General features: G+C 58.7%; 13 protein-coding genes. 5 read left to right on the forward strand and 8 right to left on the reverse strand.

The window, feature by feature from the left end; genetic code table 11:
* The 4 genes from ubiE to udp form a co-directional block, all read right to left on the reverse strand.
* The gene (gene ubiE / locus F3J36_RS18155) at positions 1-759 is read right to left on the reverse strand and encodes a bifunctional demethylmenaquinone methyltransferase/2-methoxy-6-polyprenyl-1,4-benzoquinol methylase UbiE (RefSeq protein WP_021506949.1); all 759 of its coding nucleotides are present in this window, start codon (positions 757-759) and stop codon (positions 1-3) included.
* A 75-nt stretch (positions 760-834) separates the two neighbouring features.
* A complete protein-coding gene (gene rmuC, locus F3J36_RS18160; RefSeq protein ID WP_166720200.1) occupies positions 835-2,346 on the reverse strand; it encodes a DNA recombination protein RmuC in 1,512 nt (503 codons plus the stop codon).
* Between the two features lie 117 nt (positions 2,347-2,463).
* Entirely contained in the window at positions 2,464-3,735 is a 1,272-nt protein-coding gene (locus tag F3J36_RS18165; RefSeq protein WP_166720201.1) for a tetratricopeptide repeat protein, read from the reverse strand.
* Between the two features lie 100 nt (positions 3,736-3,835).
* Positions 3,836-4,597: a uridine phosphorylase gene (udp, locus tag F3J36_RS18170; protein WP_021506952.1), complete on the reverse strand. Its 762-nt coding sequence runs from the start codon at positions 4,595-4,597 to the stop codon at positions 3,836-3,838.
* 301 nt (positions 4,598-4,898) lie between these two features.
* On the opposite strand from udp, the gene F3J36_RS18175 reads away from it, so the two are divergent.
* Positions 4,899-5,738 (forward strand): dienelactone hydrolase family protein, encoded by an 840-nt coding sequence (locus F3J36_RS18175; protein WP_021506953.1) that lies wholly within the window; start codon positions 4,899-4,901, stop codon positions 5,736-5,738.
* Between the two features lie 50 nt (positions 5,739-5,788).
* Here F3J36_RS18175 and metE read toward each other — a convergent pair whose 3' ends face one another.
* Positions 5,789-8,062 carry a 5-methyltetrahydropteroyltriglutamate--homocysteine S-methyltransferase gene (gene metE / locus F3J36_RS18180; protein WP_166720202.1) on the reverse strand — a complete coding sequence of 758 codons (2,274 nt, stop codon included), beginning with the start codon at positions 8,060-8,062 and terminating at the stop codon, positions 5,789-5,791.
* Between the two features lie 226 nt (positions 8,063-8,288).
* Here metE and metR point away from each other — a divergent pair, with 226 nt between their 5' ends.
* Together metR and F3J36_RS18190 are read left to right on the forward strand one after the other, a co-directional pair.
* Positions 8,289-9,221, forward strand: a complete 933-nt coding sequence (gene metR / locus F3J36_RS18185) for an HTH-type transcriptional regulator MetR (protein ID WP_021506955.1) — start codon at positions 8,289-8,291, stop codon at positions 9,219-9,221.
* Between the two features lie 90 nt (positions 9,222-9,311).
* Positions 9,312-9,794, forward strand: a complete 483-nt coding sequence (locus F3J36_RS18190) for a DUF1456 family protein (protein WP_058775519.1) — start codon at positions 9,312-9,314, stop codon at positions 9,792-9,794.
* On the opposite strand, the gene F3J36_RS18195 is transcribed toward F3J36_RS18190, so the two are convergent.
* Positions 9,791-10,669, reverse strand: a complete 879-nt coding sequence (locus F3J36_RS18195; protein WP_021506957.1) for a carboxylate/amino acid/amine transporter — start codon at positions 10,667-10,669, stop codon at positions 9,791-9,793. The genes F3J36_RS18190 and F3J36_RS18195 overlap by 4 nt on opposite strands.
* Positions 10,670-11,073: 404 nt before the next feature.
* Between F3J36_RS18195 and glpT the strand changes: the two genes are divergently transcribed.
* Entirely contained in the window at positions 11,074-12,414 is a 1,341-nt protein-coding gene (glpT, locus tag F3J36_RS18200; RefSeq protein WP_058758118.1) for a glycerol-3-phosphate transporter, read from the forward strand.
* A 35-nt stretch (positions 12,415-12,449) separates the two neighbouring features.
* Here glpT and yigL read toward each other — a convergent pair whose 3' ends face one another.
* On the reverse strand, positions 12,450-13,250 hold the full coding sequence (gene yigL / locus F3J36_RS18205) for a sugar/pyridoxal phosphate phosphatase YigL (protein WP_058758117.1): 801 nt from the start codon (positions 13,248-13,250) through the stop codon (positions 12,450-12,452).
* A 32-nt stretch (positions 13,251-13,282) separates the two neighbouring features.
* Positions 13,283-14,278 (reverse strand): lysophospholipase L2, encoded by a 996-nt coding sequence (pldB, locus tag F3J36_RS18210; RefSeq protein ID WP_166720203.1) that lies wholly within the window; start codon positions 14,276-14,278, stop codon positions 13,283-13,285.
* Between the two features lie 103 nt (positions 14,279-14,381).
* Here pldB and rhtB point away from each other — a divergent pair, with 103 nt between their 5' ends.
* The gene (gene rhtB, locus F3J36_RS18215; protein WP_021506962.1) at positions 14,382-15,005 is read left to right on the forward strand and encodes a homoserine/homoserine lactone efflux protein; all 624 of its coding nucleotides are present in this window, start codon (positions 14,382-14,384) and stop codon (positions 15,003-15,005) included.
* Positions 15,006-15,083: the final 78 nt, after the last annotated feature.

Below are 15,083 nucleotides of genomic sequence, written 5' to 3' on the forward strand. Positions count from 1 at the left end.
TCAGAACTTAAAGCCACGATGCAGCGCCACAATGCCGCCGGTCATGTTGTAGTAGCTGGTATTTTCAAAGCCAGCGTCGTTCATCATCGCCTTCAGGGTTTCCTGATCCGGATGCATACGAATCGACTCCGCCAGGTAGCGATAGCTCTCCGCGTCTTTTGCCACCAGCTGGCCGATGCGCGGCAGAATGTGGAAAGAGTAAGTGTCGTAGGCTTTGCTCAGCGGATCGAAAACCGGTTTAGAGAACTCCAGCACCAGCAGACGGCCGCCCGGCTTGAGCACGCGGAACATCGACGCCAGCGCCTTCTCTTTTTCGGTCACGTTACGCAGGCCGAAGGAGATGGTGATGCAGTCGAAATAGTTATCCGGGAACGGCAGCGCTTCTGCGTTAGCCTGCACGTAGCTGACGTTGCCGGTTACGCCGAGGTTGCGCAGCTTTTCGCGTCCCATCTTCAGCATTGAGCTGTTGATGTCCGCCAGCACCACCTGACCGGTTTCACCGACCAGGCGCGAGAATTTTGCCGTCAGATCGCCGGTACCGCCAGCCAGATCCAGGACGCGCTGACCGCGGCGCACGCCGCTGCTGTCGATGGTAAAACGCTTCCAGACGCGATGGATGCCGAACGACATCAGATCGTTCATCAGGTCATATTTCGCCGCGACGGAGTGAAACACGTCCGCGACTTTATCGGCCTTTTCACTTTTGGCGACGGTCTGAAAGCCAAAATGGGTAGTTTCCTGCTGTGATTCATCTGCCATCGGTTTTACCTGTTCCACAAACAATACTTCCCGAAGTGTATCAGAGTCGGGCGATCCGAGCACGCCACCGGCGTGTTATTCGTTGATGCGGCGCAGGGATGCGGCGGAAGAATCTGCCGCATTTTCAGCGGGCTCGCTGTCATCGGCCCATGTATCATCCGCCGCGTCGGGCTGCGCCTGCTCTGCCAGCTGGGGGTTGATGGGCCGTTTGATCTCCACGCCAAGCGCACGAAACGACTCGCTTTGAGCGATCAGGTTGCCGCGCCCCTGCGCCAGCTTTTTCATCGCCAGCTGATAACTCTGCTGCGCTTTGTCGAGGCTATGCCCGATGCCGCTCATGTCATCGACAAACAGCCGCATCTTGTCGTACAAGCGCGCAGCGCGGTCGGCGATGCGCTGGGCATTACGGCTCTGATGCTCATAGCGCCACAGGTTGTTGATGGTGCGCAGCGCCACCAGCAGCGTGGTCGGGCTGACCAGCATAATGTTTTGCTGCAGCGCTTCGCTGATCAGCTCCGGCTGGCGGTCGATCGCCAGCAGAAACGCCGGTTCGACCGGAATAAACATCAGCACATAATCCAGCGAGCGTAAACCGGGCAATTGTTGATAATCTTTACGCCCCAGCAGCCGGATATGGCCGCGCACCGCGTTGATGTGCTCCTGAATCGCCTGTTCGCGCATCAGCTCATCGTCGGCGTTGAAGTAGCGCTCATAGGCAATCAGCGTCATTTTGGCGTCAATCACCACATCTTTACCCTGCGGCAGACGCACAATCACATCCGGTTGCATACGGCCCTGCTGCTCCAGCTGCACGCTGACCTGGGTCTGGTACTCGTATCCTTCGCGCAGGCCCGACGCCTCCAGCACCCGGCTGAGCACCACTTCGCCCCAGTTGCCCTGAATTTTATTGTCGCCCTTCAGCGCTTTGGTGAGGTTGATCGCTTCCTGCGCCATCTGCGCGTTGAGCTGCTGCAACTGACGAATCTCGTGCGCCAGCGTGTGGCGTTCACGCGCTTCCTGGCCGAAGCTGTCGTTGACCTGGCGGCGGAAGCCGTCCAGCTGTTCGCGCAACGGGCCGATCAGGCTGTTGAGGCTCTGCCGGTTCTGCTCGTCGACGCGTTTTCCGCTGTTTTCGAAGATTCGGTTGGCGAGGTTTTCAAACTGCGCACTCAGGCGCTGTTCGCTGTTGGTCAGCAGACGCTGCTTCTCCTCAGCGGCGAAACGCGTCTCTTCTAATCGAATGGTGACTTCCCGCAGTTCGGCTTCCTGCGCGCTGTTAACTTCCAGCTGATTGCGCAGCTCGCGGCTGAGCTGTTCACTCTCGGCCCGCCAGTAATCCAGCTGCTGCAGGCGCTCCTGCGCGCCGCTTAGCGTGCCGTGAAGCTGGCGCAGCTCCTGTTCGCGCTGTTGCAGTTGCTGTTGCAGCTGTTCCAGCTGCTGCTGCTGACGCTGCTGCGCCTGTTCCAGCAGGCGGCGTTCGGTGGTGAAGCTGGCGTGCTGATGGCCGGCGCGCAGCTGGGCAATAATCCAGCCAATGCCCAAACCGGCCAGCGCCAGCGCGCCGCTGATGATAAGTTGCTGATCCATAATCCCCCCGCGGATCGTCTCGCTGAGGAGAAGGTAGAGCGCCACTGTATGAATGTCCAGAACATTCATGGCAACCCGCGGATTTTATCGCGGGCGCGATAGGCACCGTCCGGGCAACTACAGGGCGCGTACGGTCAGGTCGCCCGCTTTCCAGGCGTCAATCAGGAAAAACGGCATCGGCAGCACCCATTCGCTGTCGCTTTTCACCTTCGCCGGATAGCACCAGCTGTTGCCGCCGTAAGTCAGCTCCACCTGCTGCTGGCCATTTTCGGCGTTGGCCACTTTGCCGGCCATGCTGGCGAAACCGGCATTGCTGCCGACGTGGAAGCTGTCGGTCTGCCAGCGAATCGGCGCATGCGCCGGCCACGGCTGCGCGTGGTGGAAGTGAAAGATATCGTCGTGATTGAGGATGCTGTCGCGCACCGTCGGCCACAGCGCTACCTTGAGGAAGTACTGGTCGGTAAAGCGCTCGCTGCCGTCATACTGCGCGATAAAGTCGCGCATCTGCTGCTCCACGTTGTGAAACACGCCGTGACAGCCGCCCCACATGCCGGCCAGTAACAGCTCGGTGTGCGAATAATAATCGCGCATGTGGTGGAACCAGAATGGCGAAGCCAGCCAGGCATCGACGGCCGCGACTTCGCGCTCTGACAGCAGCGAATCCGCATCCCGCACGATGTAGCGTTTTACGCTGGCATCGTCCATCACCAGAAAGCGCCACAGCGTAGGGAAAATGGTTTTCTCCTGCGACATATCCACCAGTTGGGTGTTTGGCTGGGTCAGGCGCTGCCACACGTGCTGCGGCACACTGTCGTCGAGATAGATGCGGCACATCCAGTCCGGATAGAGCTCGCGCGCCACCTCAACGTTTTTAATCAGGGTTTCGCAGTAGCGCGGCTGACCGCCATACAGGCTGAAGGAGATGATATTTTCTGCCGGATTGCTGCGGTTAATCGGCGCAGGTGCCGGTGCGGGAAAAGTCGCTTTCGCGCCCTGACTGAAACGCATGTCGGATTGGGTGAGCGATTCCAGGCCATAACGCGCCACTTCATCTTTCTTATCTAGCCAGCCACACACTTCCGTCAGGCCATCCAGCCAGGTTTCCGACGCCTGCGCGCGCTGCGCCGCCGGTGCCTGATAGATTTTCTGGTAAATCTTGTAGGATTTTTTATGTTCGCCGACGCGCATCAGCGTCAGCGCGTAGTCGCTGAGCACCTGCATCTGGTTAGGCATGACGCGCAGCACTTCTTCGCAGCACTGGCGCGCCAGAGGATAATCTGACGCGGCCATTGCCTGACGAAACCGCGCGGCGGCACTCTCAACGCGGGCCTGCATTGCAGCAGGGCGGCTGGTAAAACCCGGACGTGGGACAGAGATCGTTTTGCGCATAGGAAATTTCTCAGAATCGGCTGAAATTGCGCGCATTCTAATCAGGCAATTGCTGAGCTCCCTATAAGCCTGGTCTCGAAATCATTCCCTGACTGGCGCGCTAAAGTAAGCGACGCGCGGCATCCACCACAATTTTCACCGCATCGCTTTCTGTCTGCTTCATGGTGGCCGCATCCGGGATCTCTTTTTGCGTGCGATTCACGATGACGCCAGCCACCATGCCGGCACGCAGTCCCTGACTGGCGCACATGGTTAACAGTGTAGCGGATTCCATTTCATAGTTAAGTACGCCCATTTGCTGCCACTCTTTCATCGAGCCCTGGAAGCGGCTCACTACGCGTCCGGAGAAGGTGTCGTAGCGCTCCTGGCCAGGATAGAAGGTGTCTGACGAGGCGGTGACACCAATATGCGTGGTCGCACCGCAGGCTTCTGCCGCGGCCACCAGCGCGGTGGTGCAGGCGAAGTCAGCCACCGCCGGGAATTCCATCGGCGCAAAGTGCAGGCTGGCACCGTCCAGACGGACCGAGGCGGTGGTCACCAGCACATCGCCCACGTTGATGTGTGGCTGAATCGCGCCGGTGGTACCCACACGCAGGAAGGTACGCACGCCCAGCTGCGCCAGCTCTTCAACGGCGATAGAGGTGGACGGACCGCCAATACCGGTGGAACAGACAACCACCGGTTTGCCGTCGATCTCCGCCAGCCAGGTGGTGAATTCACGATGCGATGCGAGGTGCTGTGGATTCTCCATCAGCGCCGCGATTTTCTTCACGCGCTCCGGATCGCCAGGAACAATCGCCAGCGTGGCTCCTTTCAAATCGGCTTTGGTGATGCCAAGGTGGAAAACGTCAGACTGGGCCATATCAGACTCCTGGAAGATAAGGGGGAATAAGCGCGCCACTTTACGTCAGCGGCCCGGATAAATATGTGACTGAATTCACTATCAATAATGAAAGTTACATTGAACTAAAGATATTGTGTGACTCTAATCACATATTAACGGTCTGCTGCGCTGAATTGCTACAAGCGGTGCTGTGTAACCGTAAAAGGCAGTGTTAATAGAGAAGCAGACCAGGTTAACCATCCCCCGTACCCTACGCCAGCCTTGCCGTAAGGCCAGGCTATAGTTACGTGATTGCGCACTTGCTAGCACGGAGAGAACCATGAAAACCGAAGACAATATGGCACAAAAATCCGCCACCGACGGCTTTGCGCCAGCGGTGCAGCCCACCGCAGCCAGCACCATCATTACCGCCAGCGACGCCATTCACGCGGGCGAGACGTCCGTGCCGAGCCAGGGTGAGAACCTGCCGGCTTATTATGCTCGTCCGCAACAGTTTAGCGGCACGCTGCCGGTCGTGCTGGTGGTGCAGGAAATTTTCGGCGTGCACGAGCACATCCGCGATCTGTGCCGCCGTCTGGCACTGGAGGGCTATCTCGCCGTGGCGCCGGAGCTCTATTTCCGCGAAGGCGATCCCAACGATTACAACGATATCCCTACCCTGTTCAAAGAGCTGGTGAGCAAAGTGCCGGATTCGCAGGTACTGTCGGATCTCGACCACGTGGCCAACTGGGCGGCGCGCCACGGCGGCGATATCCGTCGTCTGGCGATCACTGGTTTCTGCTGGGGCGGTCGCATCAGCTGGCTGTTTGCCGCCCATAATCCGCAGGTGCGCGCCGCCGCCGCCTGGTACGGTCGTCTGGAGGGCGAGAAAACGCTGAAGCAGCAGAAACATCCTATTGATATTGCAGTGGATTTGAATGCACCGGTGCTGGGCCTGTACGGTGGCCAGGATGAAAGCATTCCACTGGAAAGTATCGATAAGATGCGCCAGGCCCTGCACGCGGCCAATGCCAAAGCCGAGATTGTGGTGTATCCGGAAGCTGGCCACGCCTTCAACGCCGACTATCGTCCGAGCTACCACGCCGATTCCGCACAGGATGGCTGGCAGCGCATGCTGGCGTGGTTTAAGCAGTATGGCGTCGCGCCGAACGCGGAATAAAAAAAGGGGCGCCAGCGCGCCCCAACTCAACAACACAACGTATTATCCTGTCATCCAACGGTTTCGGCGCGCAGCTTCTGCGCCGCTTTTACCATGTTGGCCAGCGCCTGACGCGTTTCACTCCAGCCGCGTGTTTTCAGGCCACAGTCCGGGTTCACCCACAGGCGCTGCTGCGGAATACTCTGTGCCGCTTTGCGCAGCAGATCTTCCATCCACTCCACGCTCGGTACGTTGGGTGAGTGGATGTCATACACGCCCGGCCCGATTTCATTGGGATATTCGAACGCTTTAAACGCATCCAGCAGATCCATATCAGAACGTGAGGTTTCGATAGTGATCACGTCGGCGTCCAGCGCGGCAATCGAATCCATGATGTCGTTGAACTCGCAATAACACATGTGGGTGTGAATCTGCGTCTCGTCCTGCGCCACCGCAGCGTTGAGGCGGAACGCGTCCACCGCCCAGCGCAGGTAGGCTGCCCAGTCAGACTGATGCAGCGGCAAGCCTTCACGCAGCGCCGGTTCGTCAATCTGAATGATGCCGATACCGGCTTTTTCCAGGTCCTGCACTTCGTCGCGCAGCGCCAGCGCAATCTGTTTTGCGATGGTTTCGCGCGTCACGTCTTCCCGCGGGAACGACCAGCACAGGATGGTGACCGGTCCGGTCAGCATGCCCTTCACCGGTTTGTCGGTCAGCGACTGCGCATACTTTGCCCACTCGACGGTAATCGGCTGCGGGCGGCTGACGTCACCAATGATCACCGGCGGCTTAACACAGCGCGAGCCGTAACTCTGTACCCAGCCGTTCTGCGTGAAAACAAAGCCGTCGAGGTTTTCGCCGAAGTACTCCACCATGTCGTTACGCTCGGCTTCGCCATGCACCAGCACGTCGAGCCCCAGACGCTCCTGCTCCGCAATCGCCTGCCGGATGTGTTCCGCGATACCGGTGCGGTAGTGGCCGCCGTCAATGTTGCCTTTTTTGAAGTCAAGGCGCAGGCCGCGGATCTCGGTGGTCTGCGGGAAAGAACCGATGGTGGTGGTAGGCCACGCCGGCAGGTTAAAGCGCTGACGCTGCGCCTGAGCACGCACGGTGTAGCTGCTGTTGCGCTCAGTGTCTCTGGCCTGGATTTGCGCCAGACGCTGCGCCACGGCGGGGTTGTGCACGCGAGCAGAGTTTGCCCGGGCGCGAATCGGCGCGCTCCAGGCGTGCAGCGCAGCGGCATCGTGCTGGTTCAGCGCCTTGCTCAGCAGCGACAGCTCCGTGCACTTCTGTAACGCAAAGGCGAACCAGCTTTTGACCTCGTCGTCGAGGCGGGTTTCGACGCTCAGGTCAATGGGGCTGTGCAGCAGCGAGCAGGAGGAACCGATCCACAGCTGCTGACGCTGGCCGGTCAGCGGCTGCAGGCGCTCAAACCAGCGGGTGAGATCGGCGCGCCAGACGTTACGGCCATTGATCACCCCCAGCGACAGCAGCCAGTCCGCCGGGATCTGCTGGTTGAGCTGCTGGAGATCGTCTTTGCCGTGCACCAGGTCAACATGCAGGCCCTGCACCGGCAGCGTTTTGATGACATCAAGATTCTGACCAATGCTGTCAAAGTAGGTGGTCAGCAGCAGTTTTACTTCGCCCTGTAGCGCGTCGTACGCCGGTTTAAACGCCTCGCGCCACGCCTGCGGCAGTTCCAGCGCCAGCGCCGGCTCATCAATCTGCACCCATTCGATGCCGCGCTGACGCAGTTCAGCCAGCACCTGACGGTACACCGGCAGAATGGCCTGCAGCAGCGACAGGCGGTCAAAGGCGTCACCTTTCACCTTACCCAGCCACAAATACGTCACCGGCCCCAGCAGCACCGGTTTGATGGTGTGGCCGAGCGCCAGCGCTTCATCCACCTCGTCCAGCAGCTGCGTCCAGCTGAGACGGAACTGCTGACCCTGGGTAAATTCCGGCACGATGTAGTGATAATTGGTGTTAAACCATTTGGTCATCTCTGCCGCCGCCGCGGGCTCACCGCTGGGCGCCCGACCGCGACCGATACGGAACAGGGTGTCGAGGTCAATCGAGCCGTCTTTATTCTGGTGCCGTGCCGGTACGTTACCGAGCAGCAGACTGGTGGTCAGCACGTGATCGTACCAGGCAAAATCGCCGACCGGCAGCAGATCAACACCGGCGTCTTTCTGCTGCTGCCAGTGACGGGCGCGCAGTTCACGACCCACTGCCAGCAGTTCGTCCTGTGAGCTGTTCCCGGCCCAGTAGCTTTCCTGCGCTTTTTTCAGTTCGCGGCGCAGTCCGACGCGAGGGAAACCGAGAGTATGGTTCAGAATGGTCATGTGAGATTCTCCAGAAGTTGTTCGCTGTGCGACAGTCGCAGCAACCGATTTACGTTCATCCAGCGGGCAATCCTGCCGTGCGCTGAGCGTGTTAGCTGGACAAAGGTAAAGTGGCCGTCGCGTCTGACTGAGATGTTTAGCCGTCCAGATGTTTACACCGCTATAATCTGCGGGTACTGTATGTGTCTCAAGCGCAATTTGTTCAATCTCGATGTGAAGGACTCTCATGATCGAACTCAAACACCTGCGGACGCTGCAGGCGTTACGGCACACCGGCTCGCTGGCTGCCGCCGCCGCCCAGCTTCATCAGACGCAATCGGCGTTGTCTCACCAGTTCAGCGACCTGGAACAGCGGCTGGGCTTTCGGCTGTTCGTGCGTAAGAGCCAGCCGCTCCGTTTTACGCCGCAGGGAGAGATTCTGTTGCAGCTGGCGGAGCAGATTCTGCCGCAGATCCAGCAGGCGCTGCAGGCCTGTCATGAGCCGCATCAGACCACGTTGCGCATCGCTATCGAATGCCACAGCTGCATCCAGTGGCTGACGCCGGCCCTGAACAATTTCCGTCAGAGCTGGCCGCAGGTGGTGATGGACTTCAAATCCGGCGTGACCTTTGATCCGCAGCCGGCGCTGCAGCAGGGTGAACTGGACGTGGTGCTGACGTCCGATATTCTGCCGCGCAGCGGTTTGTTCTATGCGCCGATGTTTGATTTTGAGGTGCGGCTGGTACTGGCGCCGGATCACCGTCTGGCGCAGCTGGCCCACATCACGCCGGAAGATTTGGCCGATGAGGTGCTGATGATCTATCCGGTACAGCGTCAGCGGCTGGACGTGTGGCGTAACTTCTTACAGCCAGCCGGCGTCAGCCCGGCGCTGAAGAGCGTGGATAATACGCTGCTGCTGATCCAGATGGTGTCGGCCGGCATGGGGATTGCCGCGCTGCCGCACTGGGTGGTAGAGAGCTTTGAGCACCAGGGGCTGGTGGTGACACGCACGCTGGGCGACGGATTGTGGAGCCGTTTATACGCGGCGATGCGCGACGGCGAGCAGCGGCAGCCGGTGCTGGAGGCCTTTGTGCGCTTTGCCCGTCAGCACGCCTGCGAGCACCTGCCTTACGTGCGCGATGCCTCGCGCCCCGGTTCACTGCAGCCGGTCTCGTCCTGATGCCGCGGGCGGCCAATGTCGCCCGTGCTGTTATCCCTGCCCTGCCTGCTCTATAATGCGCCGCCTTAACCGCTACCGGAGAGTTTCACCATGACCAATAACGATGTGCTGCGCAGCGTGCGCTATATGCTGGATTTGAGCGACAGCAAAGTGGTGGAGATTTTTGCGCTGGCGGGCAGTGAAGTACCGCGTGAAGATGTGCAGGCGTGGCTGAAGAAAGATGACGATGAGGCGTTTCGTAAACTGCCGGATGTGCTGATGGGTTACTTCCTCAACGGTCTGATTTTCTACCGTCGCGGCAAAAGCGAAGACGCGCCGGCCCCGTCGATTGAGCGCCGCATGAACAATAATATCTTTCTCAAGAAGTTACGCATCGCCTTCGCGCTGAAAACCACCGATATCCCGGATATCTTATTGAAGGCTAACTTCAAGGTGTCACAGGCCGAGATCGGCGCGATTTTCCGTAACCCGGATCATAAAAATTATCGCGAGTGCGGTGACCAGATTCTGCGTAACTTCCTGAAAGGCTTAACGCTGATTCAGCGGCCATCGACACCCGCGAAAAAAAGCTAAGCGCCTGAACTGCCGCTTTTGGCCGTGTGTCCCAGTACCCAGCGTTTATGCACGTACAGGGACGCAAAAATCACTATCGCCCCGGCGATAAAGCTTGGCCAGTGCGGTTTCTCCTGCCAGATTGCCAGGTTCACCAGTAATCCTGCCGGCACGTGCATGTTGTTCATAATGCCCAGCGTCCCGGCATCGACCTGGGTCGCGCCGTAGTTCCACATGAAGTAACCCAGTCCGGAAGCGACCACGCCCAGCCACACCAGCACGCCCCACTGCAGCGTGGTGGTTGGCAGCTTGTGCGGATTGCCCCAGATGCACCAGGCGATCACCGCGATCAGCACTGCGCCGAGATAGAACCACGAGAACGCGGTGTGCTGCGGCATCGGGCGGACTTCCTGCAGGCGCTTATAGCCCACCATGCCAATCGCAAAGCAGATGTTGGCCGCCTGCACCAGCAGCAGTCCGAACCAGAAATCATCGCTGACTTTGTCGTAGCGGATAATGGCCGCACCGAGCACCGCCAGCAGCGCGCTAAAGGCATAGCCAATGCGCAGCGGGCGCTTGCTGAGCAGGTCATAAATCAGCGTGACATACAGCGGCGTCATCACCGTAAACAGCAGAAATTCCGGCACGCTGAGATAGAGATAAGCCTCGAAGCTGATCAGATACATGATGCCTAATTGCAGCATGCCCACCAGCATATAGAGCAGCAACGTTGAGGCGCGGTAACCGCGCCAGCGCAGAAACGGCAGAAAGACCAGCGCCGCCAGGCCTAAACGCATCAGCACCGAGAACCAGGTATCCACCTGCCCCGCCAGATACTCCCCGATTAAACTAAAAGAAAAAGCCCACAGAATGGTGGTAACGATCAGCAACAGCACGGTTATGCATCCTAAAGTTCAACACTGGCGCTAGTGTAAACAAACTACAGCGCGCTGGCGGGATAATCTGGTTGACATGTGATGAAAATAAACACGATCGCATCTTCGCTGCCCGGTCAGCAGGCACGCGTCCGCATGGCCGGTTGACCGGCGGGCGGCGATTTTTATGAGGCAGCGCGCCGTTTTCTCTGGCACAAATGCGCGAAATCCAACATTTACTGGTTTATATCGCTCTTTATTGTCATAAAACTGTAACATATGCGTCACACGTCACAGTAACTGCGCGTAACCATCACTATTCTGTGCGCGAAATGGAAAGGTTGCTTTCTGTTCGCTGTCGTACTTTTTTTTGCCCCAACCTGCTGGGAATCGATAACTATATTGCGCCCTGGAGGGCCATTCTGATGTTGAGTATTTTTAAACCTGCACCACACCAGCCCCAGGTGGCGGACGATCGCGTCGATCCGCTCTATCGTCGTCTGCGCTGGCAGATCTTCTTCGGCATTTTCTTTGGCTACGCCGCCTATTATCTGGTGCGCAAAAACTTTGCGCTGGCGATGCCTTACCTGGTCGAACAGGGCTTTTCCCGCGGCGACCTTGGCTTTGCCCTCTCCGGCATCTCCATCGCCTACGGTTTTTCCAAATTCATTATGGGATCGGTCTCGGATCGCTCCAACCCGCGGGTCTTTTTGCCCGCCGGCCTGATTCTCGCCGCCGCCGTGATGCTGGTGATGGGCTTCGTGCCGTGGGCAACCTCGAGCATCATGGTGATGTTCGTGCTGCTGTTTCTGTGTGGCTGGTTCCAGGGCATGGGCTGGCCACCGTGCGGACGCACCATGGTGCACTGGTGGTCGCAGAAAGAGCGCGGCGGCATTGTGTCGGTATGGAACTGCGCGCACAACGTGGGTGGCGGCATTCCTCCGCTGCTGTTCCTGCTCGGCATGGCGTGGTTTAACGACTGGAAAGCCGCGCTCTATATGCCAGCGTTTGGTGCCATCCTCGTCGCCATCATCGCTTTTGCGCTGATGCGCGATACGCCGCAGTCGTGCGGTCTGCCGCCGATTGAGGCATGGAAGAATGACTATCCGCCGGATTACAGCGAGAACCACGAACAGGAGCTGACGGCGAAGCAGATTTTCATGCAGTACGTGTTGCCGAATAAGCTGCTGTGGTACATCGCACTGGCTAACGTGTTCGTTTATCTGCTGCGCTACGGCATCCTCGACTGGTCACCGACCTATCTGAAAGAGGTGAAGCACTTCACGCTGGATAAATCTTCGTGGGCCTATTTCCTGTATGAATACGCCGGGATTCCGGGCACGCTGCTGTGCGGCTGGATGTCGGACAAGGTATTCCGCGGCAATCGCGGTGCCACCGGGGTGTTTTTCATGACGCTGGTGACCATCGCCACCATCATTTACTGGCTGAACCCGCCGGGCAATCCGGGCGTGGATATGATCTGCATGATCGTCATTGGCTTCCTGATCTACGGTCCGGTGATGCTGATTGGTCTGCACGCGCTGGAGCTGGCACCGAAAAAAGCGGCCGGCACTGCGGCAGGCTTTACCGGTCTGTTCGGCTATCTCGGCGGATCGGTGGCGGCCAGTGCGATTGTCGGTTACACCGTGGATTTCTTCGGCTGGGACGGCGGTTTCTTAGTAATGATTGTCGGATCGGTGCTGGCGGTGGTGTTACTGCTGCTGACCATGGTCAGCGAGCATCGCCACAAGCAGCAGCAGGCATAATCTGAGCGGGCCGGTGAATACCGGCCCGTTTTTATTCAGGCCAGGAACAACTTACGCAGCGTCTGCGGCACCGCGTCATCGGCGTTGCTGCCAATCACTTCCAGCGTCGGCAGGGTATCTTTCAGGCGCTGATGGGCGTTACGCATGATGCAGCCTTTGCCCGCCATACTCAGCATCTCGACATCATTCATGCCGTCGCCAAACGCGATGCACTCTTTTAGCGAATAGCCAAGCTGTTTCGCCACCGCTTCCAGCGCGTGCCCTTTCGAGACGCCGCCAGCCATCACTTCCAGACAGGTGGGCAGCGAGAAACTGACGTTAACCCGGTCACCCCAGCGCGCTTCAATCGCCTGTTCCAGCGGAACCAGATGCTCCGGATCGTCGCAGGTGAAGAACACTTTGCTGATGCCGTCGGTGGCCAGCATGCCGGGCTGATACACCTGATAGGTAAACACCGATTCCTGGAAAAACTCCGCTTCCTGCGGATTATGGCGGCTGATGTGCCACTCATCGTCGCGGTAAACGTGCGTCAGGATTTTCTCATCGTGATACTTCAGGCCATACAGCTCGCTGGCGATATCGCTGTCCAGATTGTGGCTGAACACCAGTTCGCCGTCGGCATTATGCACGCGCGCGCCGTTTGAGGTGATCATATACGCCGGAATGCCGAGCTTATCGCGCATCTGACCGACGTCGATGTAGTGGCGTCCGGTGGCAAAGATAAAATGCACATCGCGCGCCACCAGTTCCTGCAGCGTGGTGCGGGCAAACGGCGTCAGACGATGTTGCGGAGAAAGCAGCGTGCCATCCAGGTCGGATGCAACGATGTGGTACATGTAGGCCTCTGGTATTGATGTCTAAGAATACATTAGTCACGGTGGCGCTGATAAAAGTTGACCACCGCATTAAGCGCTTCGGCGCGCATGGCGTCTGTTTCAAACAGGATCTCGTGACGCGCGCCCTGAATGATGTAAGGCGTGGTGCCTTCCACCGCATGTCCCGCTGCCGCCATGGCCTCACAGAACAGATCCTGCGCGCGGTTATCCACCACGTCGTCTTCACTGGCCTGCAGCAGCAGAATCGGTGTCGTAATCTGCGCCACCTGATTAAGGATATGGCGTCCGGCCTGAATTCCTTCCCGCACCCAGTGATAGGTCGGGCCGCCGACGCGAATCGCCGGATCGTCAGCGTAAAAGCGCAGATTGCGACGATAGCGTTCGCGACTGTGCGTCAGCCGGTTAATGCCAAACGGGCTGGCGCGCCAGCGTCCGGTGCCCAGCGCGTAGCCGTCGCGCAGCGCGGGCAGCTTTTCCGCCCAGTCGAGAATGCGGTGCGCCAGAAACGGCGGCAGCGGCAGCACGATACCAAACATCGGCGCACAAAACACCGCCGCGTGGAAGGCCTGCGGCTGACGCGCCAGAAACAGCGCCACAATTGCGCCGCCCATCGAGTGCGCCAGCACGTAGCGCTGCTGATAGTGATGGCTGACCATCTCTTTCAGATACAGCGTTTCCAGATCGTCGACATAATCGCTGAACTCCACCACGTGTCCGCGATGCGAATCGGCCAGCAGCCGGTCTGAACGCCCCTGACCGCGATGGTCGATAATCACCACATCGTAGCCGCAGTGGAACAGGTCATAGGCCAGCTCGGGGTATTTGATGTAGCTTTCAATGCGTCCGGGCACAATCAGGATGACACGCCGGTGTTGCGGTGAGGTGAAGCGCACATAGCGAATGGTCAGATTGCCCACGCCGCTGAATTCACACTCTTCACGCTGACGCCAGAAGTCGAGCAGCGGACCGGTAGCAAAGGCTGAAAAAGCGTGCTCACGTCCGAGCCAACTCTGTTTATGCTGCTGCATCCGTCCCCCTGAAAAAACGTCAAACGCGGCTCTGCACTTAATAGCGCAGCGCGATTTTCTGGCGTATTGTGTCACACTTCACTCTCTTCAGGGAATGTCACCCATGACCATTGAATGGTGGTTAACCTACCTGTTAACCACGACCATCCTCAGCCTCTCGCCCGGTTCCGGCGCGATCAACACCATGAGCACCGGCATCAGCCACGGCTATCGCGGTGCGGCAGCCTCAATTACCGGATTACAGCTGGGTCTCGCCGTGCATATTGTGCTGGTGGGCGCCGGTCTGGGCGCGCTGTTTTCGCAGTCGGTGCTGGCGTTTGAGGTACTGAAATGGGCGGGCGCGGCCTATCTGGTGTGGCTTGGCATTCAGCAGTGGCGCTCAGCGGGCGGAATCGATCTCAATGCGGTGGCCAAAGCGATGCCGCGTCGTCGTCTGTTTCAGCGCGCGCTGCTGGTGAATCTCACCAATCCGAAGAGCATTGTGTTTCTCGCCGCGCTGTTTCCGCAGTTTATCGTGCCGCACCAGCCGCAGCTGATGCAGTATCTGGTACTCGGCGTGACCACCATCGTGGTCGACATCATTGTGATGATTGGTTACGCCACGCTGGCGACGCGCATTGCTGGCTGGATCAAAGGTCCGAAGCAGATGAAGCTGCTGAACCGGGTGTTTGGTGGCTTGTTTATGGCGGTCGGCGCACTGCTGGCCAGCGCACGTAAAATGGCGTAACGATTGGCACTGATCGTAGCGGCACGCTTTATCGCGCCCAGTTGAAACGCGCAATAAATTGCGCCGCTACGGTTCGGG

This window comes from Pantoea sp. Cy-640 (genome assembly GCF_011752635.1).
Taxonomy (GTDB): Bacteria; Pseudomonadota; Gammaproteobacteria; order Enterobacterales; family Enterobacteriaceae; genus Pantoea; species Pantoea dispersa.

What these genes read in the sequence shown, in the direction of transcription:
- ubiE (WP_021506949.1), bottom strand. Translation starts at nt 759, where the DNA reads ATGGCAGATGAATCACAGCAGGAAACTACCCATTTTGGCTTTCAGACC.
- glpT (WP_058758118.1), top strand. Translation starts at nt 11,074, where the DNA reads ATGTTGAGTATTTTTAAACCTGCACCACACCAGCCCCAGGTGGCGGAC.
- udp (WP_021506952.1), bottom strand. Translation starts at nt 4,597, where the DNA reads ATGGCCCAGTCTGACGTTTTCCACCTTGGCATCACCAAAGCCGATTTG.
- pldB (WP_166720203.1), bottom strand. Translation starts at nt 14,278, where the DNA reads ATGCAGCAGCATAAACAGAGTTGGCTCGGACGTGAGCACGCTTTTTCA.
- yigL (WP_058758117.1), bottom strand. Translation starts at nt 13,250, where the DNA reads ATGTACCACATCGTTGCATCCGACCTGGATGGCACGCTGCTTTCTCCG.
- F3J36_RS18175 (WP_021506953.1), top strand. Translation starts at nt 4,899, where the DNA reads ATGAAAACCGAAGACAATATGGCACAAAAATCCGCCACCGACGGCTTT.
- metE (WP_166720202.1), bottom strand. Translation starts at nt 8,062, where the DNA reads ATGACCATTCTGAACCATACTCTCGGTTTCCCTCGCGTCGGACTGCGC.
- F3J36_RS18190 (WP_058775519.1), top strand. Translation starts at nt 9,312, where the DNA reads ATGACCAATAACGATGTGCTGCGCAGCGTGCGCTATATGCTGGATTTG.
- rhtB (WP_021506962.1), top strand. Translation starts at nt 14,382, where the DNA reads ATGACCATTGAATGGTGGTTAACCTACCTGTTAACCACGACCATCCTC.
- F3J36_RS18165 (WP_166720201.1), bottom strand. Translation starts at nt 3,735, where the DNA reads ATGCGCAAAACGATCTCTGTCCCACGTCCGGGTTTTACCAGCCGCCCT.
- rmuC (WP_166720200.1), bottom strand. Translation starts at nt 2,346, where the DNA reads ATGGATCAGCAACTTATCATCAGCGGCGCGCTGGCGCTGGCCGGTTTG.
- metR (WP_021506955.1), top strand. Translation starts at nt 8,289, where the DNA reads ATGATCGAACTCAAACACCTGCGGACGCTGCAGGCGTTACGGCACACC.